Here is a 24499-nt window from a genome sequence, read left to right as displayed (position 1 = left end):
TTCGTTGGGATCCGCGCTTTGCTCCATTTCACGCGTCTGAATATGTTTTTTCAGATCGAAGCGGAGTTTTCTGTTTCCCGCTCGCCAAAGCATATCAAGAGGTTTTAGTGGCAAGATGCTCTGCGAAAGTCGAGCGGTAAAGTCTCGATTGCCTATGTTGAAATCAATTAAGCCCGAAAGCGGCTCAGCCGGCTCGCTGATTGTCGAAGGATATGATCTTGATCCACTGCCCTGCAATCAGGAGCTTTTTCTGACGCCAAACGTGCTCAAAAGGACGTGCGACCACCCGCAGCAGGCTTGCGAATACGGTTCGCTTCTTATGCGTATTGACGGGTTGTTTCGTGACACCTTCCTCAATGTTGGCGTCAATGCGCACGCTGCCGAGCCCGACCTTGCCGGTACTGTTGATCAGATTATCCTGAATGCAGATAGCCGGATCGATCTGGTAGATTCGCAGTCGTGAAAAGAACTCCAGCGAGTCGTCAAACAGTACATTATCCGGCAGGTCACAGACATCTTCCGTCCATCGCACCAGGTTTGCGGCACATTGTGCATTGATAAAGTAGCCGCCGGCACCCCAATGTGAAGAGAGCAGGCTTCTCAGTAAGTGGCCGAAGGCCCGTGGATTATTCCGTATGGTAATACGCGTCGGATTGAAGACAGTCTCCGCCTTGATTATGTCGGCATCGACAGGGATCCAATTGTCCGATGAAAAAAAGCGCTCCGCCCCGGGTGCAAAATGGATGTCATCTTCGGCAATAAATGCCCAACGGTCTTGTCCCTCGGCAACCCGGCGCCATGCCTCCCGGTGGCTGAGGAAGCAGCCAATGTCGGCCCGGCCTAGTGTCACACCTGGACGGCGACGTTTGCGCCTATTGTCTTCCAACTCCCGATCGGCAAGAGCTGAACCGTCAACGCCGGCAATCCGCACAACATCGAGATTAAGGTCCTTCGTGGAGCGCATGAACCATTCCAGCCGGTCCGGGGACCGGTCGAGATTGATGAGATAGGTCTTCACGATGTCCCCCAAGATCTTAAGCAATAATGGGTTTCTGGTTCGGCTTAAAAGTTGCTCCCGTTTGCGTCAAGCGGTCGGTAGAAACAGTCATGCACTTGATTCAATAACTTATACTGACAAAGAGAGCACTTTGAAATTAGAATAATTCTAAATATTTGTTTTTGTTGATAAAATACGGGTAAACGGGTTGACATTTTGCATTGCAAAAAGCAAATTCCGGCAAGTGGCTGCGGATTCAGCAATCCTGCCCGTCATCGGCACAGTATGGTTAAAGAAAAATGATCGCTTGTCATTGCAATATCATCACCGAAAGCGAGATCGAGCAGGTCATCGTTGAGATGCTCAATGAGGAGCGGTGGCAGCTTATCGTGCCGGCCAAGGTCTATCATGCGATGGAAAAACGGGGCAAATGCTGCCGCTGTTTTCCGAATGTGGTGGATATCATCATTCGCACCAGCGAAGCCTTCCATCTCCGCTTTGACTCTTCTGCCGTTGATATGGTCTCCTACCGCGCAAAATTGATTGAGTTGCGCAACCACTACGCGGGAGATCTTCATGAAAGGCAACAAAAAGGTAATCGAGCGGCTTAACGAAGCGCTGTTCCTTGAACTGGGCGCCGTTAATCAATACTGGCTGCATTACCGCCTTTTGGAAGACTGGGGCTACACAAAGCTTGCAAAGAAGGAAAGGGAGGAGTCCATCGAGGAGATGAACCATGCCGACCGGCTGGTCGAGCGTATCATCTTCCTGGAAGGTCATCCCAATCTTCAAACGATCGCGCCGCTGCGCATCGGGCAGAATGTCAAGGAAGTGCTCGAAGCCGATCTTGCCGGTGAGTATGACGCCCGCACATCCTATATAAAATCACGCGAGATATGCCGCGAAGAGGGCGATTATGTCACCATGGCCATCTTCGAGGAATTAACGGCCGACGAAGAAGGCCATATTGATTTTCTTGAGACACAGCTCGAATTGCTCAATACGATCGGCGAAGAAAAATATGGTCTGCTCAACGCGGGTTCTGCGGACGAAGCCGATTAGTGCGCCAACCCCGATCTGTTTTCATACACTAAAATGAAAAGGCCGGCGGTTGTGCCGCCGGCCCCTGGAGTGGGTGACGATTGGTCACCCCGTCAGTAAAGCTTGAACTTGGCGCCCACGCGCACCGTATGGCTGGACGGTCCAATTTCGATAAGCCCACCGGTTCCGAAGTCTTCCGAACCGAAGTGCGAGAAACGGTACTCCGTATAGCCGGTGATACGATCGGTAAACGCGACTTCCATACCGGTACCCAGCGTATAGCCGCCGAGATTCCAGTCAGCCGAACCTCCACCGGACGTGCTGTAGTCGAAGTGCTCATATGTATAACCGCCGATCACGTAAGCGAGCGTACGGGAGTTGAACAGTTTACCGAAGCGCAGCAGAGCATCGAAGCCATATTCCGCCTGCAGGCTGTTGGAGAAACCGGGAGCCGTTGTTTCAAGCTCCATATTGGATATGCGAGCGGCCAGCACGCCACCAATCAGGTAGCCATTGCCGATTTCGCGATCGTAGCCGACATTGATATCACCAAGGAAGCCTTCGGAGCCGAAACCGTCAAAGTCGATAATGCTACCGAAGAGGTCGGTGTCGTGAACAATCGCACCACCGCCGGCTGCGAGACCCACCTTGATGCCCGTCCAGTCATAGTTGACCGGAGAAGCCGTCGTTCCCGAAGGTCCGCCATTGAAGCGGTAGTTGAGGGTCGTGTGGAATGTATGGGTCGACGGATCGACAGAGAGTCCGCCGCCAAAGAAGTCCTGGCTGTTGTATTTTGCGTAGCGGTATTCCGATTTCAGCGTCCATTTGCCTCTGAGCACGTGTTCCATGCCCAGTCCCAGGACATAGCCGCCCGAGTTCCAGTCGGTTCCAAAACCAAAATTTGTGCTCAGGTCGAAATGTTGCCACGTGTATCCGCCCAGCACATAGGCCAGCGTGTTGGGCGCGACGGTGTATCCGAGCCGACCGACAATGTCGAAACCGTACTCCGCATTCAGATCGGCATTGAGACCGAACACGTCGAGCGAGGTGCCGATATTGCCGTACCGGCCGGAAGCCGCCACCCCGGCGACAACGCCGTTGCTGAACTGGAAGTCGTAACCGGCAGTGATTTCGCCGAAGAAACCTTCGCCGCCGATGCCGTTGAACGTGACGCCACCAAAAATTGGTGAGCTCAGTTCGTGCACGACCGCACCGTAACCACCACCAGCTCCAACGTAAAACCCGCTCCAGTCGTAAACGGATTCGCCTGAGACGATGGATGGAGCGTCTGCGACCACCACGTCGGCCGTCATGGCCGGCGTGCTCATCAAAAGTGCGCCTGCGACGCCAGAGATTACATATCTCATTTTTTGCTACCCCAACAAAAGAATTAGTACCAAGATGTTATCCCAATTGTTACTTATGTAGAAGGTGGTTTTGTTGTAATCGCGCAACAAATTTAAAAAATAGATCTTGCAAAAATGGCTTGTAAAAAGTGAATAATTTTCAGAAAGAAGACGAAAAAAATGAAAAAGATTCACGAGAATCTATTTGATTCGAAAGGATGAATCGAAATCGATAAAAGAACAAAATATTTGGATTTAATACGGAATTATACACGGTTGTATTTATCAAGAGGTATTCGGATGACGTGTATAGAATTCCGATGAAATGGCTGAATGCAAATTATTGCAGCAAAAAACTGTATCAAGACCTGCCGGGGAAGGTGGGTTTCGCGCGTTGGCGGCACCTTGGCCGACTCGTCAAACAAAGAATCTGTGATTGACGAGCGGCCGGTGGCACCGAAGTGTCAGGCCCGGGTTGCTTGGTGTCTGTCCCGTCCGGCGTTCTGAACAATCATTCGCGGTGGTGAATGTGGCTACCGGTCAAGCAACGGCCGAAGTGCGTTCGGGATGTGGCCTTCATTGATTAGCCAGCGGCGCATCGTGTAGCTGCGCGCGCCTTCAGCATGCATTGGGTCGGCGTCGGCAAGGGCGCGGGCCTCCTTTTCCGACGTGGCGCGATAGACCATCATGCCTTCGCCGAGCATCTCTTCCAGGCTCTCATCCGATAGCGGGCCGGCAAAGACCAGTTTGTGCGCGTCCTGAAGTTTCAACTGGTAATCCAGATGGCGCGGCAGGACCTCCTTGAGCTTTTCAGGCGGTGCCGAAGGTCGGCTGCGCACAATGAAATACTCCGCCGCCAGCGATCCGCGCTCCCGGGATTCTTTCACGTAATCAGCCCATTTCGGCATTGGATTATCCCCTGTTGTTTCCTTTGGGATAAAAATATCGATATAAATTGACAATACAAGAAAATATTGATTATTTGGAGAGAGCAAGGAGGAGCGCTATGCGTTTGATGGTGGCCCGGGACGGGCAGGGAACAGCCCTTTATTTTGTCGAGGGTGAAGAAGCCTACCGCCTGACCGGTCAGGCCGGCTTCAATGCGACGGATCTTTCAGGCGCCATCTGCGCACCGGTTGAGAAAATTAATCAAATCGTGACGGCCGCGAAACAGGCCGCGCCCCAGCCGGTCGAATCGCTCATTCCGGCTCTTCCGTTCAATCAATTCGGCAAAATACTGTGTCTCGGGCTGAACTATGTCGACCACGTCAAGGAAGGCGGCTACGAAATCCCGACTTACCCGGCCATGTTCATACGCTTTCCCGCTTCCATGATCCCCGCGGGCGCGCCGATGATCAAGCCGGACTGCTCCGATCGCCTCGACTACGAGGTCGAGCTGATGATCGTCATCGGGAAAGGCGGCCGGCATATCAGCGAGGAGGACGCACTCTCGCACGTCTTTGGCTACACGGTTTTCAATGACGGGTCCGTGCGGGACTACCAGCGTAAGACGCATCAGTGGACACCCGGAAAGAATTTTGACGCCACCGGCGCCGTCGGTCCGGTTGTTGTCACTGCCGACAAGCTTCCGCCAGGCGCTGCCGGCCTCAACATTGTGTCGCGGCTTAACGGCAATGTCATGCAGAGCGCGAACACCGCAGACATGATGTGGTCGGTTGCAAAGACGATCGCCACGGTTTCTGAATTCACGACCCTTGAACCTGGCGATCTCATCGCGACGGGGACGCCGCCCGGTGTCGGTCATGCGCGCACGCCGCCTGTCTTCCTGGTCCCCGGCGACACGGTCGAAGTGGAGATTGAAAACATTTGCACCTGCGTCAATCCCATCGTCAGTGAGGGCGATGCTGCCGGAAAAGAGGCTGCTGCATGATCAGGGATCCGCAGGAAGCGCCAACCGGCGCTCAACTGGAAAGTCTGCGAACCGAGGCTCAGCAGCATGTCAGGCAGCTGCGCCAGCGCCTCACCCAGCTTGGCGAGGACGAAATCCGCTTGATCCTGTCCGGTGCACGCTCGCACTACGCCTGGACGGATAAACCGGTGAGCGAGGAAACGTTGCACCGGATCTATGACATCGTGAAGATGGGCGCGACCAGTATGAACAGCTCGCCTGCGCGGTTCATATTCGTGTGCAGTGACAAGGGGCGGGAAAAACTGGCAAAATCGCTCAAACCGGCAAATGTACCAAAAATGGCCACGGCGCCCGTGACGGTGATCATAGCCCATGACCTCGAGTTCTGGCGGGAGCTGCCCTTCCTCTTTCCCCACGAGGATCGCCGCCCGCATTTTGAGGGCAAGCCGGAACATGCGGAGGAAACGGCCTTCCGCAATGCAACGCTTCAGGGGGCCTATCTGATGATCGCGGCGCGGGCGCTCGGCCTTGATGTCGGCGCCATGTCCGGCTTCTCCAACGAGATTGTCGATCGCGAGTTCTTCACCGGGACCACCCTGCGTTCAAATTTTCTGTGCAACCTCGGATATGCTGACGAGGGAGCCCTGTTTCATAAACTGCCGCGTTTTGAGTTTGAGGATGTGTGCAGTTTCGCCTGAGGAAAAGCAGATGGCGCTGAGAATGAAAACTGAAGTCACGCTCAGGGCGACAGCCGAATGCCCCAGCCATTCGCGTGCCGACATTGTCGTGCGTGATCTGAGTTTCGCGATTGACGAGCCGACTGAGCGTGGTGGCACAAATGCCGGGCCGACGCCGACGGATACCGCTCTGGCGGCGTTGATCGGCTGCACCAATGTGATCGGCCACAAATGCGCTGAAAGACTTGGCGTCGACATCGGGCATTTGGAGATCTCGGCAAAATGCACCTTTGACCGGCGTGGCGTGACGCTGGAGGAGGAGATCGGGGTGCCGTTCAGGCACATTGAGCTGAATGTGATCAGTCATGGGTCGGCACAGGCCGAAGCCCTTCAACTCGTTGCCGCCGAAGTGCGAAAATTCTGCCCGTTGTCGAAACTGTTTACCGCGGCGGGAACGGAGATCGTGGAGGATTGGCAGCCGGCCGGCTAGCGCTGCTGCCGAAAACGGCCAGCGGGAGGCTGGCTGTCGAAAAGGAGGAAGAAAATGAGCAAATTGCTACGCAGGTCGTTCATGGCTGCCGTTGCGGCCGCCGGTTTGGCAGCCAGTGCTGCTGTTCCGGCCACAGCCACCGAGACGATCAAGATGATCGCCATCGATGGCTATCCGGAACGGTCGATGTGGGTAAAGGAATTCTCGGGCTTCTTTATCCCACGGGTTGATGAAGAATTGGCCCGAACGGGCACCTACAAGATCGACTGGCAGCAGGCCTATGGCGGGCAGATCGTCAAGCCGCGCGGCGTGCTTGAAGGCATCAAGCTGGGCCTCGGCGATATCGGCATCGTCACCACGATCTTCCACAACTCGGCGCTGCCGAGCCAGGCAATCTCCGCGGCTACGCCGATGGTCTCTTCCGATGCTCGTATCGTTGCCAAGGCCGTTGACGAAATTGCCAAGGAATACCCGCAGATGCAGGCGGAATTTGCCTCGGAAAACCAGGTCTACCTGGCGACGGGCGTTGTGCTTGACAGCTACCAGATCTTCTCCAAGACACCGGTCAAATCGCTTGACGATCTGAGCGGGCTCAAGCTTGCCGGCGCCGGATACAATCTGCGTTACCTTGAGGGGCTGAAGGACGTTGCCGGTGTTCGCGGCGGTCTGCCGAACTTCTACAACATGCTGCAGACCGGTGTTGTCGACGCGGCGATGCTGTGGCCGGAAGCGGCAATGACCTTCAAGATCAACGAGGTCGCGCCGCATATGCTCAAGGTCGATCTGGGCGCGGTCAATTCCAAGACCGTGACTGTCAACAAAGATGTCTGGGACAAGCTTCCCGATGAGGTTAAGGACGTTTTGCAATCGGTTGCGGTGGAATACCGGGATCGTGTGGCCAAGGTCGCAATGGAACGGGCCGCAACGTCACTCGATGCGTTTGAGGAGGCCGGCGGAACCGTTGTCGTGCTGACGGAAGGCCAGCGCTCGGCCTGGGCGGACGCCATGCCGAATATCGCCGAGGAATGGGCCGGTGCGCTCGACAAGAAGGGTGCTCCGGGAACTGCGATGTTGGGTTCTTATGTCCAGAAACTCAAGGATGCCGGTTCCGTGCCGGTACGCGACTGGGCAGCGACCAACTAGAACGCCGGGCGACCCGCGATGCAAAGCAACAATGGAACATTGCGGGCCGCCCGTAGCCTGACCGGCCTTGCCAGGGCCCTGGCAATCGGCGCCAACGCCATCGGGACGCTAACGGTTCTGGTCCTGGTAATTGTCATGAATATCGATGTCGTGGCGCGGGGCGTTTTTCACGCGCCCTTTCTCGGCGTCGTCGAGATTGTCATCTTCTCCATGATCCTGATCGTGTTTCTGCAATTGCCGGACGTGGTACGGGTGAACCGCCTGACCCGCTCGGACGGTTTCCTTATCCTTATCCGCAGCAGTCATCCGCGCCTTGCCGAATTCTTCTACCGGGTGATTGACGCAATTGCCTGTGTGTTGATGGCGCTGATCGCCTATGCAACCTATCCGGCGCTGGTCGAGGCGTTCGAGACCTGCCACTACTTCACTCAGCCGGAATTCGGCCCTGCGCCGACGGGCGATCTCTGGACCGATCTGGTCGCGGCCACACGCCGTTGCCACTATTTCGGAACGCTCGGTGTTTTCACAATTCCCTGGTGGCCGGCCAATGCCGCGATCACTGCGAGCGCCGGCCTGTGTGCGGTCATATTCTTCCTCAAGGTCATTGTCGGTCACGACCTTGGTGAAGGCGCCGACGCCTCGGATACGCAGGCACGCGAACTGCGCGACAGCGCCGGGGAGACAAGCTGATGAGTCCGGTGGAAATCGGCGCCCTGTCCGTGGTCGCCATTGTTGTCTTGATCTATCTCGGTGTCTATATCCCGGTCGCCTTGGCAAGCGTGTCCTTCGTCACCCTTTGGATCGTGAGCGAGAAGCCGATCCTTGCAATCAATTTCCTTCGCCAGACAATCGGTGACAGCGTCACGGAATATGAGTTTGCGACAATCCCCTTGTTCACCTTCATGGGGCTTGTGGTGGCAAAGGCCGGATTGGGCAAGGATGTCTACGACGTCATGAACCAGGTGTTTCGCCGCATTCGTGGCGGCATCGGCATGGCAACGGTCGGTGCAAATGCGGTCTTTGCCGCGGTGACCGGCTCCTCGATAGCGTCCGCATCGGTTTTCACCAAGGTCTCCGTGCCCGAGATGCTGCGTCTTGACTACAACAAACGCTTTGCCGTCGGCGTTGTCGCCGGGTCCTCGGTCCTTGGGATGATCATTCCGCCGAGCGCGATGCTCATCATCTATTCCTTCGTTGCCGAAGTCTCCGTAGGGGAGATGTTCATTGCGGGCATCATTCCGGGCATCATCCTGGCTCTTGCCTATATCGTGGCTATTGCGTTCGCCGGCCGGATAGCGCCGAAAGCCATCGGTGGACGCATAGAGGAAATGCCGGACGAAGAACTGCTCAGTTGGAGTGAGCTTGTCGGTAAGACGGCTCCGATCGTCATCCTGATCACCATCGTGCTCGGCGGCATTTACACCGGCTGGCTCACGCCCGTCGAAGCGGGCGCCGCCGGATCTCTGGCAGGGCTGGTGATTGCGCTGCTTCGCCGCCGCATGACTGCCGGATCCTTCTGGGAAGCGTTGCTGGAAACCGGTCACATTACGGCAAGCATTCTGTTCCTCATCACCGCTGCCTCCTTTTACAGCCGCATGCTCGGATTTGTCGATCTGCCGAACCAGCTTCAGGCCTTTCTGGACAGCCAGAACCTCAGCTTCTTCTGGATCATGGTCGCCTATGTCGTGCTCATGCTGTTCCTGGGCACTCTGCTCGACACCGCATCGATCATCCTCATCGTGGTTCCGCTGTTCATTGATGTGATCGAACCCATGGGCCTCAGCCTGATATGGTTCGGCCTGGTGACGGTCATCGGCGCGGAGATAGGATTGCTGACGCCGCCGCTCGGCATATCCTGTTTTGTCATCAAGGCAACGCTCAACGATGACCGGATATCACTCAAGGATGTCTTCCTCGGCGCGTTGCCATTTGCAGCCGTCATGCTCGTTGTTCTCATCGTCATTATCCGCTTCCCGGTCCTGACGACCTATCTGCTTAACTGATTGGAGACAGTCATGCGCAATGTCACCTCAGATAACCTCACACAGGCGTTTTTGGATTATTGCGGTCCGGACACGTCACCGCGACTGCGGTTTATTCTCGAACATCTGGTTCGGCATCTGCATGACTTCGTGAAGGAAACAGGGCTGACCCATGACGAATGGCGAAAGGGCATCGAGCTGTTGACCAGCGCGGGCGAGATGACCGACAGCGAACGCAATGAGTTCGTGCTGATGTCTGATGTGCTGGGACTGTCGTCATTGGTCGATATGATCAACTCGAAACCCGAGGCAACATCGTCGAGCGTGCTTGGACCGTTTCATATCCTCGGTGCGCCGGAACTCGCCTTTGGCGGCGATTTGAAAGGCGATAATGAGGGGGCGACGGTTATTGTGCAGGGCACGGTCAGCGACGCAAACGGGAAGCCGATTGCCGGCGCCGGCATCGAGCTTTGGCAGACGGCTGACAACGGTCTCTACTCGAATCAGGATCCTGCGCAAGGCGAGTACAATCTTCGGGCGCATCTGACGACAAAAAATGATGGTCAATATGCCCTCACGACCGTCAGGCCGGCACCCTATACGGTTCCTGACGACGGTCCCGTCGGTGAGCTGCTGCACGCAACCGGGCGGCATCCCTGGCGTCCGTCGCACTTGCATTTCATCGTTTCGGCGCCTGGCTTTCAGACGCTCGTGACGGAGGTTTTCCCAAGCGATGACCCCTATCTTGATGAGGATGCTGTCTTCGGAGTCCGATCCGACCTGATCATGGACTATGTGGAAGAGACCGATACCAGCCTCGTGCCCGATCTGTTCGAGGCGAAAGACCGGCTGACCGTTCCCTTCTACAAGGTGGATTTCGATTTCAAGCTGGCAAGGGAAAGCGCGTAGTCGCGCGGGTGGCGTTTGAGGCACATATAAGCCGGCAAAGCTGTAATTCGGCGGGTTTGAGCGTTATATTGCAGCGGTTTTTGGCCGAACTGACCCGGCGCTAGGAGAATCATATGGGGTGCATCTAATGGCAGCAAACACAGAGCCCGGGCCGGTCACCGTCTCGGCAGGCGGTGCATCCATCACCGCCCAACTGTTTGACCGCATTCGCGACGATATCCTGAACGGAGTGCTTCAGCCCGGGCTGAAGCTGAAGATCGAGACGCTGCGCGAAAGCTATGAGGTGGGCGCAAGCCCCGTACGCGAGGCACTAAGCATGCTGACCGCCGAGGGTCTTGTTCAACGCCTTGATCAACGCGGCTTCCGCGTTTCCGAGATATCAGTCAGCGCCTTTGAGGAGTTGCTGAGAACCCGTTGTTGGCTCGAAGAGCGGGCGCTTCGCGAGTCGATCGCGTCAAGGTCTGCGGCATGGGATGAGGGCGTCCTGCTTGCGCATCACCGCCTGACGCGGACGCCACGCTCCCAATCTGGTTCGGACAAGGCAAGCCCGCAATGGGAAAAGGCTCATAAGCTGTTCCACATGTCGCTCCTGTCCTCATGCGGATCCGGCTTTCTGATCGGATTTTGTGAGCAGCTTTATGATCTCAATATTCGTTATCGAAACATTGCCGGGGCGATCGCCTACCCATCGCGAAATGTCGCGGCGGAACACCAGGCTATCTGCGAGGCAGCGATTGCCCATGAAGCTGACGAAGCCGTAAAGCTGCTTGTCGACCACTACACATCGACCGGTGAATTCCTGAAAATGCGGTTGAATACCCTGTCGGATTAAAGACTCGCGCCCCGCCAAAGGCCGGCTCCCGGCGGGACGCTGAACGCCTGATTCTTATTGGTTGGACGGCAGGGTAATGGTCACCAGGTCGGTGCCGACAATCGTATTGCCCTCATAACCGCTTTCCGTGACTGCCGCCTTGTACGAAGCCTCATCCAGCGCGCCACCGGGTATGGGGTAGGGGCCTTGTTTGGCGGCGCCCATCGGCGGGATGAGGTGCGTAAGCATCAGGTTTTTTACGCCGGCACGTTTGGACAGGGCGCCAAGATCGGCGGCGTTGCTTTGACGGAAGTAGATCGGCGGCGGAAAGCCGCTGTCCTTGTCCGGTCCCATGACCGGATGAATGGTCGAGTGAACGAGCACGTCAGCGCCCTCGGACAGTTTCTCCACCTGTTCCGAAGTTGAGGATGGCCTGGGTGGCTTGGGGCTGTCATTGCCAGCGTCGCCGCCAATCACGACGCTGCCGGCCGGGGTGTCGACGCGATAGGATGCATGGCCGGGAATGTGATGCGAACCGATGGCCGAAACCTTCACGTCGCCCTTTTCCCAAACGGTGGCTGCTTCGCCGCCCGGTGAAAATGTCATAACATTCGCCAGATCCGCCGGCCCGCCGGCCAGACGTTTCTTGTTCTCCGCAAGGCGCTGGGCGATCTCCCCGGATCGGATCAGCGAATCCCCGATGTGAGCCACAAAGCGGCTGCAGCTGAGCGTATGTCCGAGGGGCGATTTGGCGTCGTCGCTGCAGACGATATCAACCTTCGGTCCGCCGGAATTGAAGTGCCATCGCAACTGCAGGATATCGCCAAGCCCTTCCGTATGGTCGGAGTGCATATGCGAAAAGAAGACGGCATCCAGTTTTCCGACCGGGACCTTCATCTGGGACAGCCGCATATTGGTGCCGCGGCCGGTGTCGAACTGCAGCCTCACGGCGCCGCAGCCATTTGTCTCGTCCCCATATTGTACAAGCGTGCCGGCCCCTGCCTGTCCGTTGAACAACGGCGGTCCGCCCTGTGTTCCGGTTAGCGTGACCTTCAAACATGGCTCGGCCGATACGTCCGTTGCGGAAAGAGCAAGCCAGAAACTCGCAGCAGCAAAAGAAGTAAACATCGATAATTTCATCTTAGATCCTCCCAATATTGATAATACCAGAAGAGATGAGAATAATCGATATTTTTGGAGGTGCTCTTTGTGATCGACAGCATCGGTTTTTGCGTCGCATCAGGGTTGGCGTGCGACCGGAACTTGATTGCGGTGTCGGCCTGTCGGACAATCGCGCAGCGCAATTCTGCGGCAAAGGTGCATCGATGAAAAACGCAAAACACGCAACCCGCCTGGAAAAGGATTCCTTTGGCGAGTTGGAAGTGCCGGCACAAAAATATTACGGCGCGCAGACCGCGCGTTCGCTGATCAATTTCCCGATTGGGCATGAAACCATGCCCAAACCGCTCGTCTCTGCGCTGGGGATCGTTAAACAAGCTGCCGCGCGCGTCAATCTGGAACTCGGCAGGCTGGACAAAGACCGTGCCGTCGCGATCACCAAGGCCGCGAAGGAGGTGGCGGACGGCACGTTCGATGACCATTTTCCGTTGGCCGTCTGGCAGACCGGTTCGGGGACCCAGTCCAATATGAACGCCAACGAGGTCATTTCAAACCGTTCCATCGAATTGATGGGCGGCGTCATTGGCAGCAAGGACCCGGTTCATCCCAACGATCACGTGAATATGGGGCAGTCCTCCAATGATACCTTTCCCACTGCCATGCACATTGCCGCCGCGCGCGAAATCAATGGGTCACTGATCCCGGCGCTCAGCCATCTGCGGACGGCGCTGCGCGACAAATCAAAGGCATTCGAACATATCGTCAAGATCGGCAGAACCCATACCCAGGATGCAACGCCGCTGACATTGGGACAGGAGTTCTCCGGATATGCGGCGCAGGTCTCCAATTCGATCGAACGCCTTTCGCCGGCGCTGGACGGGCTTTACCATCTGGCACAGGGTGGGACGGCTGTGGGAACAGGCCTGAATACCGTAAAGGGTTTCGACGTAAAATTCGCGGATGCCGTTGCCGACTTGACCGGGCTTCCTTTCCAGACCGCTGCCAACAAATTTGAGGCGCTGGCGACGCATGACGCGTTCGTCTATGCACACGGAGCACTCAACACAATCGCCGCCTCGCTCTTCAAGATCGCCAATGACATCCGTTATCTCGGTTCCGGCCCACGCTCAGGGCTGGGAGAGCTTTCGCTGCCGGAGAACGAGCCCGGCTCGTCGATCATGCCCGGCAAGGTCAACCCGACCCAGTGCGAGGCTTTGACCATGGTGTGCGTGCAGGTCATGGGAAATCAGACGGCCGTGACGATCGCCGGAAGCCAGGGCCAGTTTGAGCTCAACGCCTATAAGCCGCTGCTTGCCCACAATCTGCTGCAGTCCGTTCAATTGCTGTCGGACGCCGCCCGCAGCTTTGCAGACCGGTGCGTTGTCGGCATCAAGGCGAATGAGGATCATATCAGGCACCTGATGGAGCGGTCCTTGATGCTGGTGACCGCGCTTGCGCCGAAGATCGGCTACGACAAAGCCACGAAGATCGCCAAGGAAGCGCACAAAAACGGCACAACGCTGCGCGAGGAAGCGTTGCGTCTCGGCTATGTCAGCGAAGAAGAGTTCGACGCGACCGTGCGGCCCGAAGACATGATCGGTCCGACATAGCGGTCAGTTGATCTTCTCGCCGAAGGCCGCATGCAGGTTCTGGCGGCCAAGGTTCTTCACGTCCCGCTCGCCGCACAGCGCCATGGTTATGTCCAGTTCCGTCTTCAGGATTTCAAACATCCTGGCGACACCGGCCTTGCCCGCGGTTCCGAGACCGTAGAGATACGGCCGCCCGACATAGGTGCTGGTGGCGCCGAGGCAGAGTGCCTTGAGAATATCCTGACCGGAGCGGATGCCTCCATCAATGTGGATCTCGATCTTGTCGCCAACCGCATCAATGATTGCCGGCAGCGACCGGATGGAAGAAGGTGCACCATCAAGCTGCCGGCCGCCATGGTTCGACACGATAATGGCGTCGGCTCCGGTCTTTGCGGCCATTTGCGCGTCCTCGGCGTCAAGAATGCCCTTCAGGATAACAGGACCGCCCCAGCGCTCCTTGATCCATTCGACATCTGCCCATGACAGGGTCGGGTCAAACTGCTCAGCCGTCCACGAACTGAGCGATGAGAGGTCACCGACGCCCTTGGCGTGGCCGACAATGTTACGGAACGTACGCCGTTTGGTCTTCGCCATGGCCAGGCACCACGACGGACAGGTGCCGATCTGCCAAAGATGATGCGGTGTGAATTTGGGCGGCGCCGACAGGCCATTGCGCAGGTCCTTGTGGCGCTGACCCAGAATCTGCAGATCGAGCGTCAGAACCAGTGCCGCGCATCCGGCAGCCTTGGCGCGGTCGATGAGATTGCCGACAAAGTCCCGGTCCCGCATGACATAGAGCTGGAACCAGAACGGTTTTTTCGTGTTCTCGGCCACATCCTCGATGGAACAGATGCTCATGGTGGAAAGAGTAAATGGAACGCCGAACGCTTCGGCTGCCTGCGCAGCAAGAATTTCTCCGTCAGCCCACTGCATGCCGCAAAACCCAACCGGCGCCAGCGCCAGCGGCATGGAGACCGGTTGTCCGATCATGGTGGCTTCAAGCGAGCGGTTGGTCATATCCACAGCCACGCGTTGGCGCAGCGTTATCTGGTCGTAGTCGCTTTCATTGGCCTGATAGGTGCTCTCGGTCCAGGAGCCTGAATCGGCGTAGTCGAAGAACATCTTCGGTACGCGGCGCCTGGCGCGTTCTTTCAGGTCCGCGATCTCGAGAATGGGCGCCATCAGGTGTCTCCATGGTTGACCCAATCCTGCGAAAACTGGCTGTCACTGAAACGGAATAGGAAAGGGCCGGAGCGCATTCTAATGATCATCCCGTTGGAAACAAGATGGATCTGTGCATGTGGACAATTTTTTTTACCAGTTGCGTGGGCAGTGTAGATGAGCAGTCAACGGCAAGGCTTAGTCGGAGTGAAGTTCCAACATCTGTTTGTGGATCGCTTCATCGGTCACGAGATAGGCTTTGAAACGATGACGCTCACCACCGGCCAGATCGGGAAACGGATTGGTGTTCACGAAGCCGGTGTAAAAATCGATATGGTGACCATGAACACCGCTGCCGGTGTCGGCGGCAAACACGTAACCGTCATGGGTAATGGCGGTGCCATCGGCAAGGGTCAGATTGCGCCCCTTGAGTTTGGGAATGAAAACCAGGCTGCGATAGCGGATCGGAACCTGATGCCGGTCGACCGCGATGGTGCGAAAGGCCGCAAGAGGCATGTCGTCGATCCCGTAGCCATATTTGACCTTGGGGGATGTGATCTTGAAAAACCGTGTATGGCGCATGCCGTTGCGCGCCCGGGCACTCAGGTGCGGATAGAGCGGGCTGCAATTGACCTGGGCCGGGCCATCCGCGTCACGCACATTGACGATCACCTTCGAACCGTCCTTCATCTCGATGACGGCAGCGCCCTCAAGGGCAGCCTTGCACCAGTCCGTCCGGCCCAGCTTCGGGCCGATCGGCTTGTCGTGCTTGTTGAGCAGGTCATGCCCGTCCGGCTGATCCTTGGCGATCCTGGTGTGGTAGAAGGTTCCCCAAAGCTCGATTTCGCGGTGCTTGGAAAGATCCTTCGGCGGATCGTAGGTAAACGTCAGCGGATCATCTGCCGCTAAGCCGACAGCCGGTAAAAAACAAAAAACCAGAACAAAAGCGCCAAGCACAGATTTCAACTGCATCGCCAACCCCGCTGACAGTCTTTTGCAGGATACAATGTCCATATGCCTGGTGCAAAACCTTGCCCGGATCATTGCGACGCCCTCATGATCGCGGACCTGCATTTCCTTTGGACCGATGATGCCGGTTCAGGACCTTTTTGCGAAGCGCCAGCAGATTGCCCTTCAGTGAAGTCGCCAAATTGCGATGGCGCCGCTTGATCAGTGCCCGCTCTTTCTCCAGATAACTTCCGCCAAGGCCTGCGCTGATTTCAGCGATCATCTGAGGTCGGACAGTCCATATCTCGAGCCCGAGTTCCCAATAATACTTTATATCTTCGTCTATCTGTCTGAAGACCCGTTTGCGCGAGAGTATTTTTTTTGCGCCGTCCCGGCCAAGGATATAGCCAACCACGCCGGCACCGACGCTCAAGGGCTTCACTGTCTCGATAGGACCGCATTCGGCGCGGGCCACACAGCCCGACTTGGGCGGGCCGAAATCAAACAGTTTGAGCATGTCCTTGCCGGCCATGACGGTATCGACATTGCCGATCAAATGGTGCCATTGAGCGGCCGTTCCACGCCAGCCGAAATCGTCTTCGACAAAAAGACCGTAATCGTGGCCGGTTTCAATGAACCTCTGCATCATCCTGCGGTGTCCCGCATAGGCGGCAATTTCTCCCCGACCCATGGGCCGCTTCGAATAACGCCTGTTCAGCGCATCGTCATAAAGGTCCTCGATCCGGCTATCATCGGCGGCAAAACCGTGAACGAATTGCCATTCGATTGCCGGTTCGAAGGCAAGCATTTGTTGCCTGACGGATTCATGACGTTGCGGATGGGACCCGTCGAAGGTCAGCACGAAGGCGGGAAGTTTGCAGGCCGAATTTGTCATGAGCGCACATGCCGGATTTCCACATTGGGAAGTCCGATCGGAATAACGCCGCAGTCGCGAGCCCAATAGCCAAAGCCCTCGGTCTCAAGCAGATCGCAATAGGGGATTTCGGGAAACCGGATGCCTGCCCGGTGAACGGAGGCATGCACCAGCAGCATCGTGCCGCCGACGCCGAAGAGTTCAACACGCTCCGAGCTGCGAAGATCGTTGAAGTGCAATCGCCGCGGCGATTCTCCCGGTGGTGCGTAAAGACCATTGCGGACATATTTGTAATAGCCGCTATCACGCCGCTCATCGGTCACGGTGAAGCTGTTAAGATCATAACACGCGCCGCCAGGCTCCAGGACGCAATTCGGCACCACGATCTTCTCGCGCTCGTGCAACAGCCTCTTCAGGATATCGGGCGGATAATCGCAGACATCGGCATCGATCCATAAAGCCCAATTCGCTTCGCCGTCCAACGCGTTGTCAATCAGGTGATTGCGGACCTTCGCCAGGCCGATGCGGCGCTTTTTTTGAAGTTTGGGTTTCCAGCGTTTTTCACGGTTGAAACTGGCGCCGGTTTCTTTCTTCAGGCAGATCACGTCTGCAAATTCGGTGCGAAGCTCGGCGCACAGTGCCTGCAGCCTGTCCCACGTATTGTCAACGCTGTCGCCTTCGCAAAAAGCAATCTTTATTTTGTCCTTGGGGTAGTCCAGCGCGCGCAGCAGTTCGACACACCGCTCGAGGAACGGTTCCGCGTCGCGAGCCGGGATCAGCACCTGGATATTTTGGTCATCCGCTGACGCAGACCCGTTCAGCGGGATATCCAACACTGTTCGGTCCACCAGCGACCGCGCCTCGGACCGCGACAGATACTCCCCCCGGGTTAAATGGTACCGGGTTTTCCGGACGATCTTCTTGAAGCGGCGCAGCGGCGTTTCATACCAGTCCTGATACCAGGTTCCGAACCAGTAATGGGTCGAAAGGCGATGGCCCGCATAGTCGCCGAAGACGTCGGCTTCGGACTCGACCTTCTGCTTCGTCAGGGGATTAAAGAGTTGGCACGAATTGATGCAAAGACTGTCGGGGTCGCTGTATTGCTTCACGCAATTTGTCAAAAGCACCGGTCCGGTTGAATCCATGACATCTCTGGAATGCCGGGCCCGCTCCATCGCCTCGAACACGCTGAGCCAGAAGGGATGGTCTTTGGGGCTCACCATGGTGCCGTTGAAAAGCAGATGATCCATCTGCCTGACCCGGCAATATTCGTAGAGATGCTCCAGCGGCTCATGCGCCAGGACGATACGCTCTTCATCCCACAGCAGATCGAACGGCTCGTTACAGCGTGTGTCGAGGTCCGCATAAACGCCGCCATGGAGATAAAGCACCATATAACGGCCTGCATCGGCGCGCTGTACGGGGTTTGGATATGCGCGAAACTGATCAAGGAATTCCGGAAAATGCTCGACGACCATGGTGTCCAGATCATTATCTGTCCACAGACGGTACTCCCAATCCGGATTTAGCCGCTTCCAGCTGTCAACGAGTTCCAGGTAGTTGTCGGGGATGTTTTCATCGCGCCATGTTTGGTGGATTATCTTGGGGATCATACAGCAGGCCCGATCAGTTAAGTCCGTTAAACATGTTGCCGATCCGCTTCAAACGCCTGATATCGTCTCGCCGGATGATGAGGGATGTTCAAGTAAAGGCTTCTCGTTTCAAAAGAGTATTCCAGCTCTTTTGGTGCCAGAAGAAACATGCGTGTAAGTTTTCGTCAAGTATATCAGTGCTGACATACATGACTTGCTGCCGATTGAGGTGAAGTACGAACTGTCTTGCATTGAGGCGAAACACCGCGGCAATTTAGCGACTTGAAACCCGCCGTTTCGACCCACAGATTGCTCCCGTTGGAAGAAGCGACACCTATGAACGACAGACGAGCCCGCAAATCACGGGAAATCTCAAAGCAAACCGGAATAACCGAGGCGTTGATCGAACGACTTGTTCGCCGGTTCTATGACCGGGTGAGAGCGGATGACATGCTCGGTCCTGTCTTTGCCGAACGCATCACCGACTGGGAGCCACATCTTCAGCGCATGTTCGCCTTCTGGTCGTCTGTGGCGTTGCAGACCGGGCGTTATCACGGCAGACCGATGCAAAAACACGCACCGCTTCCCGTCGACGCCAGGCATTTCGACCGCTGGCTTCAACTGTTCGAAGAAACGGCGCGGGAGCTTTGCGCGCCGCCTGCCGCAGACCTCTTCATCGAGCGCGCCCATAACATTGCTGCAAGCCTGGAAATGGGCGTCGCATTGCACAATGATGTTCTTCTGCAACCCGGAGAGCGGCTGCGCCGGCCTTTCTCCGAGGCAACCGAAACGCATCCGCTCTAGTCGAAACCCTAGCTCGCCTGTTTGATCGGTGGTGCAGCGCTTTCGCCGAGCGGCAGCCTGTCCTCTATGATTTTTGCCCAGAAGGCGATGCCGTACGGGATCGCCTCATCGTTGAAATCATATTCCGGGTGGTGCAAGCCGGCGGTTTCGCCATTGCCGATGAAAACGATCGTGCCGGGCTTTTCCTGGAGCATATAGGAAAAGTCCTCTCCGCCGAGGCGGGCCGGTTGCTCGCGGTCGATGTTCTGCGCGCCCACGACCTTTTCGGCGGCCTCTGCCGCATGAACCGTTTGATCGACATGATTGATCGTAACCGGGCATAGACGATCATAGGTCAGCTTGATTTCAACACCATGGCTTTGCGCAATGCCGTCGACGATCTCCTGCATGCGCCGCTCGATCATGTCGCGCGTTTCTTCATGCAGGTTACGCACTGTGCCTTTCAGATGCGCCGTTTGCGGAATGACATTGTTGGCGTCGCCCGCCTGTATGGAGGTGATCGAAATCAGCCCGTTTTTCATCGGATCGGCATTGCGCGTGATGATCGATTGGAATGCGTTGTAAATGGCGTTTGCCGCGACGACGGGATCGACGCAGCGGTGTGGACGGGAAGCATGCCCGCCGACGCCCTCGATATCGACATAAAAGAAATCGGTCGCCGCCAGCGCCGGCCCCTCGCAGAATCCGAAATGGCCGATCGGAAGACTGGGCATGTTGTGCATGCCGTACACCTCATCAATGCCCATTCTGTCGAACAACCCGGTGTCGACCATCGCCTTTGCGCCGGTGCCGCCTTCCTCGGCCGGCTGGAATATCAGCACGGCCTTGCCGGCAAAGTTGCGTGTCTCCGCCAGATATTTGGCAGCGCCCAAAAGCATGGCGCTGTGGCCGTCATGGCCGCATGCATGCATTTTCCCGGGCGTTTCGGATGCATGTTCGATGTCGCTTATCTCGTCCATCGGCAGGGCGTCCATATCCGCCCTCAGCCCGATCACCGGTCCGTCTGCATTGCCGTTGATCACGGCCACAATGCCTGACTCGGCTACATTCTCGTGGATTTCGTCCACACCGATCTCGCGCAATCTTTCGGCGATATAGGCTGATGTCTTGGGAAGGTCGAAAAGCAATTCCGGGTTGCGGTGCAGCCACCGCCGCCATTCTTTTACTTCCGGAACAATATCGGCAATTCTGTTGTTTGTAGGATGCATGGTTGTTCCCTGTCTCTTGCGGCCTGCTCGCCGCCTCTAAGTTGTAGTGTTGCCTTTTCCGGGCCGCGAGCGCAAGCGCTGTCGCGTCATGTTCTGCATATCCTCGCTTGGCCGTATGCATCCCTTGACGCTGAACCGCGTTTTTGCGATCCAGTCCAGCGCCGCTCGGCGACGACGCGCCGACTATCCGGGAGAAAATCATCATGGGCCGAAAGATCGCGTGCGTGGGCGAGGCCATGGTGGAGCTTTCCCTGGATGCAGAGGGGCAAACCGCCCAAATCGGCTTTGCCGGCGATACGCTGAATACGGCTGTCTATCTTGAGCGTGCCGGCGCAAAAGCCCATAAGGTTGCCTTCGTCTCACAAGTCGGCCGTGACAGTTTTTCGGACCGGATGATCGCGTTTATCGAAGGCGAGGGTGTTTCGACTGCCGGGATTGTCCGGGATGATGAGCGGCTGCCCGGCCTTTATGCCATCAGCACCGATGCACATGGCGAACGATCGTTTTCCTACTGGCGCGAGAACTCGGCCGCCAGGCTGCTTTTTTGCAGCGATCATGGCGCTGATTTCTCCTCACTCGATGAGTTTGATGTCGTCTACCTCTCCGCCATCACGCTGGCCATCCTTCAGCCTGATGTACGAACAGCCTTGATGGGCTGGCTTCAGGTTTTTCGCGAGCGGGGAGGGCTCTTTGCCTTCGATTCCAACTATCGCCCAAGACTGTGGGAAAGCGTTGAGGCTGCGCGCGATGCGGTCAGCCGGGCCTGGTCCCTGTGCGATATCGGCATGCCGTCGGTGGATGACGAGATGGCACTCTTCGGTGATGCCGATCCCATGGCGGCGCTGGCGCGTTTGAGCGCCAGCGGCATTGTGACCGGCGCCCTCAAACGCGGTGCCGAGGGGCCCGTTCCGATCAACGCGCCGGCCGATCCGTCGATCCGGTTTTCGCCGGCAACCAGCGTGGTTGATACGACCGCTGCGGGCGACAGTTTCAACGGGGCTTTTCTGGCGGCGCTCCTGTCCGGACGGCCGCTGGGCGAAGCCATGCTGGCCGGTCACGATTGTGCAGCCCGCGTCATTGGCGTGCGCGGTGCAATCATCCCCAGGGAGCTTTCCTGACGGCTGGCCGCCTCAGCTGGCGACCGTCGTCTGCCGTTGTTCGCCTAGACCTTCGATACCCAGTTCGATCACGTCGCCGGGCTTAAGATAGACCGGATCGGGCTTTTGACCCATGCCGACACCAGGAGGCGTACCGGTTGAAATGATGTCGCCCGGATGAAGGCTCATGAATTGCGAGAGATAGGACACGACATGGGCGACGCCGAAGACCATCGTGTTCGTTGAGCCGGACTGAAAGCGCTTGCCGTTGACATCGAGATACATCGAGAGGTTCTGCGGGTCGGGCACCTCGTCGCGGGTGACCAGCCACGGGCCAATCGGGCCAAATGTATCGGCCGATTTTCCCTTGGCCCACTGGCCGGAGCGTTTGAGCTGAAAGTCGCGCTCTGACACGTCGTTGATGACGCAATAACCCGCCACATGGTCGAGCGCGTCGTCCTTGCTGACATATTTGGCGTGTTTGCCGATCACCACGCCGAGTTCGACTTCCCAGTCCGTAGCAGTCGAACCACGCGGGATTTCCACATTGTCGTTCGGACCGCAGACTGCCGATGTCGCCTTGAAGAAAAGGACCGGTTCATCCGGAACCGTCATTCCGGCTTCTTCGGCATGGTCGGAGTAGTTGAGCCCGATGCATAAGAATTTGCCCACATCGGCGACACACGGCCCGAAACGCTGATTCCCTTCTACAAGAGGCAATTTCTCCAGATCCTGCTTGGCGATTGCCGAGAGTTGCTCGTCGCCAAGAACGCTGCCGGCGATATCCGGAACGACAGCCGACAGATCGCGGATATTGCCACCGGCATCAAGGATGCCGGGGCGTTCCTGACCGGGTTCGCCAAAACGAAGTAATTTCATGAATGTGTCCTGTCTGCTTGTGATGTGTCCGAAGGCAGCTGCGGGAATTAGAGAACCCAGCCGCCATCGATTATGAGGGTCTGTCCGGTGGTGAATGCACTTTCATCGGCCGCGAGATAGACAGCCAGCGCCGCGATTTCGTCCGCCGTTCCGATCCGACCCATCGGCTGGCGAGCGACAAAGGCTTCCCACGCTGTCTCGTAGTCGCCCGTGGCGCGCAGGCGCTCGTGAAGCGAAGGGCTGTCGACTGTTGCCGGACAGATGGCGTTACAGCGTATTCCCTTTGTCACAAAATCAGCGGCGATCGATTTGGTCAGCCCGATAACGGCGGCCTTCGATGCACCGTAGATGCAACGGTCAGCAACGCCTTTGACCGACGAGGCCACCGACGACACATTGATGATCGAGCCGCCACCCCTTTCCAGCATGCCCGGAATGGCGCCCCGGCACAGCCGGAACATCGCTTTGGCGTTTATGTTGAACGCGAGGTCCCACTCGTCATCCGTTGCATCAAGGATCGTGCCGGAATGCACATAGCCGGCACAATTGAACAGAATGTCGTAGGGGCCGAATTCTTCAAGAATGCCCGTGACCGCTGCCGCATCCAATACGTCCAGGCGCCGGGCGACAATCCCATCGACGGCGTCGAGCTCCGGCAGTGCCGCTTCGCTGATATCCGTTGCGACGACAAAGGCCCCCTCGCGCGCAAAAGCCTCGGCCGCGGCTCGGCCAATGCCTTGACCTGCGGCGGTTATCAGCGCTTTTTTTCCTGCAAGACGACCACCATCAGCCATGGCGAATATCGCTCTCCATCATGCTTCGGCAATGTAGACTTTTGCCGCTTTCATCTATCCCATGCGCCCGGCTGAACTGCCGTTGCGGCGCGATCCTATAGGGCTTTGAAAAATACACAAGACGTGGCGTAAAAATGCGGTAATCATAGCTGGTTAAAGGAAAAATTTCATTCGTCATGGGAGCTTGATTCGAGCGAAAAATACCGCTTGAGACCAACAGGTCAGGCTTCGGCGGCGATCCGCCGGGCAACCATGCGTTCACGATGGATGACATAAAGTCCGGCGCCGACGGTGATGGCGATGCCGACGGCTGCCAGCCCGTTTGGCAGGTCGCGGAAGATGAACCAACCGATCAGCGTGGCGAAAGGTATCTCAAGATACTGCATGGGTGCGAGCGTTGCCGAGGGCGCAAAGCGCAGCGACCAGGTCATCAACAGGTGCGCCAGCGTCCCGAATATGCCAAGCAGAACGAGCAGAAACCACTCCTCGGCGCTTGGTGCGACCAGGACCAGCGGCTCGATTTCGGCGCCCTGAAAGACGATCAGAATCAGCGCGAGCAAGGCTGTCCCGACCGCCCCACTGGAGAACTGCAGACTGATTGGGTCGATCTCCTTGGCAATCTGGCGGGTAACCAGCATGAAGAAGGAGAAGATAACCGCCACCAGCAAGGGCAGGAGTGCCGGTGCGCCGACAGCTGCGAAATTCGGCTGGATGACGAGGAGCGTTCCGATAAACCCGACCGCACAGGCAGCAAGCCGGTGCGGGCCGACCTCTTCCGAAAGAACGAATTTACCAAGCAGCAACATGATGAACGGCATGACGAAGGCGATGGCCACGGCGTCGGCCAGGGGAAGATAGCGCAGCGCGGCAAACATCGCTCCGATGCCGAAGATATGAAGCACTGTGCGCAAGACCATAAGCTGGAAAACCCGCTTCGACATGCGCAGGTTTCGTGCACTGAATATGACCAGCGGCAAAAGCAGAACGGTCTGCACGAGAAACCGGAAAGCCAGCAGCACACCGAGCGGAACGGCATCGCTGAGCAACTTGGCTATGGAATCGCCAAGTGGTGCGAGAATGCAGAACCCGAGCATGAGAACAATGCCAAGCAATGGCCGGTCGGAAATCATGGCGGGACGTTAGACCGTTTCGCGGTAAGATTGAAATA

At 57.0% G+C, this 24499-nt stretch carries 25 protein-coding genes; 13 read left to right on the top strand and 12 right to left on the bottom strand.

Going from position 1 to position 24499, the window contains the following annotated elements; translation table 11 throughout:
• Positions 1-184: 184 nt before the first annotated feature.
• The gene (locus OQ273_RS14540) at positions 185-1018 is read right to left on the bottom strand and encodes a glycosyltransferase family 25 protein (protein ID WP_267991216.1); all 834 of its coding nucleotides are present in this window, start codon (positions 1016-1018) and stop codon (positions 185-187) included.
• Positions 1019-1296: 278 nt separating this feature from the next.
• Between OQ273_RS14540 and OQ273_RS14535 the strand changes: the two genes are divergently transcribed.
• Complete coding sequence (locus OQ273_RS14535; RefSeq protein WP_267991215.1) at positions 1297-1608, top strand: (2Fe-2S)-binding protein; 312 nt, start codon at positions 1297-1299, stop codon at positions 1606-1608.
• Positions 1574-2059, top strand: a complete 486-nt coding sequence (bfr, locus tag OQ273_RS14530; RefSeq protein ID WP_267991214.1) for a bacterioferritin — start codon at positions 1574-1576, stop codon at positions 2057-2059. The genes OQ273_RS14535 and bfr overlap by 35 nt, the downstream gene beginning before the upstream one ends.
• Before the next feature lie 92 nt (positions 2060-2151).
• Here bfr and OQ273_RS14525 read toward each other — a convergent pair whose 3' ends face one another.
• Together OQ273_RS14525 and OQ273_RS14520 are read right to left on the bottom strand one after the other, a co-directional pair.
• Positions 2152-3366: an outer membrane protein gene (locus OQ273_RS14525; RefSeq protein WP_267991213.1), complete on the bottom strand. Its 1215-nt coding sequence runs from the start codon at positions 3364-3366 to the stop codon at positions 2152-2154.
• 551 nt (positions 3367-3917) lie between these two features.
• Positions 3918-4292 carry a YciI family protein gene (locus tag OQ273_RS14520; RefSeq protein ID WP_267991212.1) on the bottom strand — a complete coding sequence of 125 codons (375 nt, stop codon included), beginning with the start codon at positions 4290-4292 and terminating at the stop codon, positions 3918-3920.
• A gap of 98 nt (positions 4293-4390) precedes the next feature.
• Between OQ273_RS14520 and OQ273_RS14515 the strand changes: the two genes are divergently transcribed.
• The 8 genes from OQ273_RS14515 to OQ273_RS14480 all read left to right on the top strand — a co-directional run bounded on the left by OQ273_RS14515 (position 4391) and on the right by OQ273_RS14480 (position 11287).
• Entirely contained in the window at positions 4391-5275 is an 885-nt protein-coding gene (locus tag OQ273_RS14515; RefSeq protein ID WP_267991211.1) for a fumarylacetoacetate hydrolase family protein, read from the top strand.
• Positions 5272-5952 carry a malonic semialdehyde reductase gene (locus tag OQ273_RS14510; protein WP_267991210.1) on the top strand — a complete coding sequence of 227 codons (681 nt, stop codon included), beginning with the start codon at positions 5272-5274 and terminating at the stop codon, positions 5950-5952. Before OQ273_RS14515 ends, OQ273_RS14510 begins: the two co-directional genes overlap by 4 nt.
• 10 nt (positions 5953-5962) lie before the next feature.
• A complete protein-coding gene (locus OQ273_RS14505; protein ID WP_267991209.1) occupies positions 5963-6421 on the top strand; it encodes an OsmC family protein in 459 nt (152 codons plus the stop codon).
• A gap of 54 nt (positions 6422-6475) precedes the next feature.
• Entirely contained in the window at positions 6476-7564 is a 1089-nt protein-coding gene (locus tag OQ273_RS14500; RefSeq protein WP_267991208.1) for a C4-dicarboxylate TRAP transporter substrate-binding protein, read from the top strand.
• Positions 7565-7582: 18 nt separating this feature from the next.
• Positions 7583-8254, top strand: coding sequence for a TRAP transporter small permease (locus OQ273_RS14495; RefSeq protein WP_267991207.1), 672 nt, complete (start codon positions 7583-7585; stop codon positions 8252-8254).
• Positions 8254-9567 carry a TRAP transporter large permease gene (locus tag OQ273_RS14490; protein ID WP_267991206.1) on the top strand — a complete coding sequence of 438 codons (1314 nt, stop codon included), beginning with the start codon at positions 8254-8256 and terminating at the stop codon, positions 9565-9567. The genes OQ273_RS14495 and OQ273_RS14490 overlap by 1 nt, the downstream gene beginning before the upstream one ends.
• 12 nt (positions 9568-9579) lie before the next feature.
• Entirely contained in the window at positions 9580-10455 is an 876-nt protein-coding gene (locus OQ273_RS14485) for a dioxygenase family protein (protein ID WP_267991205.1), read from the top strand.
• A gap of 127 nt (positions 10456-10582) precedes the next feature.
• Positions 10583-11287, top strand: coding sequence for a GntR family transcriptional regulator (locus tag OQ273_RS14480; protein ID WP_267991204.1), 705 nt, complete (start codon positions 10583-10585; stop codon positions 11285-11287).
• A 54-nt stretch (positions 11288-11341) separates the two neighbouring features.
• On the opposite strand, the gene OQ273_RS14475 is transcribed toward OQ273_RS14480, so the two are convergent.
• Positions 11342-12406 carry an MBL fold metallo-hydrolase gene (locus tag OQ273_RS14475; protein WP_267991203.1) on the bottom strand — a complete coding sequence of 355 codons (1065 nt, stop codon included), beginning with the start codon at positions 12404-12406 and terminating at the stop codon, positions 11342-11344.
• Positions 12407-12591: 185 nt separating this feature from the next.
• Between OQ273_RS14475 and fumC the strand changes: the two genes are divergently transcribed.
• Positions 12592-13995, top strand: coding sequence for a class II fumarate hydratase (gene fumC, locus OQ273_RS14470; protein ID WP_267991202.1), 1404 nt, complete (start codon positions 12592-12594; stop codon positions 13993-13995).
• 3 nt (positions 13996-13998) lie between these two features.
• Here fumC and OQ273_RS14465 read toward each other — a convergent pair whose 3' ends face one another.
• From OQ273_RS14465 to OQ273_RS14450, 4 genes are all read right to left on the bottom strand, one after another.
• Positions 13999-15156 (bottom strand): alpha-hydroxy acid oxidase, encoded by a 1158-nt coding sequence (locus OQ273_RS14465; protein ID WP_267991201.1) that lies wholly within the window; start codon positions 15154-15156, stop codon positions 13999-14001.
• A gap of 177 nt (positions 15157-15333) precedes the next feature.
• The gene (locus OQ273_RS14460; RefSeq protein WP_267991200.1) at positions 15334-16107 is read right to left on the bottom strand and encodes a 3D domain-containing protein; all 774 of its coding nucleotides are present in this window, start codon (positions 16105-16107) and stop codon (positions 15334-15336) included.
• A gap of 82 nt (positions 16108-16189) precedes the next feature.
• Complete coding sequence (locus tag OQ273_RS14455; RefSeq protein WP_267991199.1) at positions 16190-16978, bottom strand: glycosyltransferase family 25 protein; 789 nt, start codon at positions 16976-16978, stop codon at positions 16190-16192.
• Positions 16975-18570 (bottom strand): glycosyltransferase, encoded by a 1596-nt coding sequence (locus tag OQ273_RS14450; protein ID WP_267991198.1) that lies wholly within the window; start codon positions 18568-18570, stop codon positions 16975-16977. The genes OQ273_RS14455 and OQ273_RS14450 overlap by 4 nt, the downstream gene beginning before the upstream one ends.
• A gap of 315 nt (positions 18571-18885) precedes the next feature.
• Here OQ273_RS14450 and OQ273_RS14445 point away from each other — a divergent pair, with 315 nt between their 5' ends.
• Positions 18886-19353: a group III truncated hemoglobin gene (locus tag OQ273_RS14445; protein ID WP_267991197.1), complete on the top strand. Its 468-nt coding sequence runs from the start codon at positions 18886-18888 to the stop codon at positions 19351-19353.
• Positions 19354-19361: 8 nt separating this feature from the next.
• Here the strand turns inward: OQ273_RS14445 and OQ273_RS14440 are convergent, their stop codons facing one another.
• Entirely contained in the window at positions 19362-20561 is a 1200-nt protein-coding gene (locus OQ273_RS14440) for a M20 aminoacylase family protein (protein WP_267991196.1), read from the bottom strand.
• Positions 20562-20764: 203 nt separating this feature from the next.
• Here OQ273_RS14440 and OQ273_RS14435 point away from each other — a divergent pair, with 203 nt between their 5' ends.
• Positions 20765-21679 carry a sugar kinase gene (locus OQ273_RS14435; RefSeq protein ID WP_267991195.1) on the top strand — a complete coding sequence of 305 codons (915 nt, stop codon included), beginning with the start codon at positions 20765-20767 and terminating at the stop codon, positions 21677-21679.
• A gap of 12 nt (positions 21680-21691) precedes the next feature.
• Here the strand turns inward: OQ273_RS14435 and OQ273_RS14430 are convergent, their stop codons facing one another.
• The 3 genes from OQ273_RS14430 to OQ273_RS14420 form a co-directional block, all read right to left on the bottom strand.
• Positions 21692-22537, bottom strand: a complete 846-nt coding sequence (locus tag OQ273_RS14430) for a fumarylacetoacetate hydrolase family protein (protein ID WP_267991194.1) — start codon at positions 22535-22537, stop codon at positions 21692-21694.
• 47 nt (positions 22538-22584) lie between these two features.
• On the bottom strand, positions 22585-23331 hold the full coding sequence (locus OQ273_RS14425; protein ID WP_267991193.1) for an SDR family oxidoreductase: 747 nt from the start codon (positions 23329-23331) through the stop codon (positions 22585-22587).
• A 221-nt stretch (positions 23332-23552) separates the two neighbouring features.
• Positions 23553-24461, bottom strand: a complete 909-nt coding sequence (locus OQ273_RS14420) for a DMT family transporter (RefSeq protein ID WP_267991192.1) — start codon at positions 24459-24461, stop codon at positions 23553-23555.
• Positions 24462-24499 lie beyond the last annotated feature (38 nt).

The sequence above is a fragment of the Hoeflea prorocentri genome (genome assembly GCF_027944115.1).
Classification (GTDB): domain Bacteria; phylum Pseudomonadota; class Alphaproteobacteria; order Rhizobiales; family Rhizobiaceae; genus Hoeflea_A; species Hoeflea_A prorocentri.
Note: the sequence above shows the minus strand (reverse complement) of the source record. Positions and strands in the feature narration are given on the sequence as shown.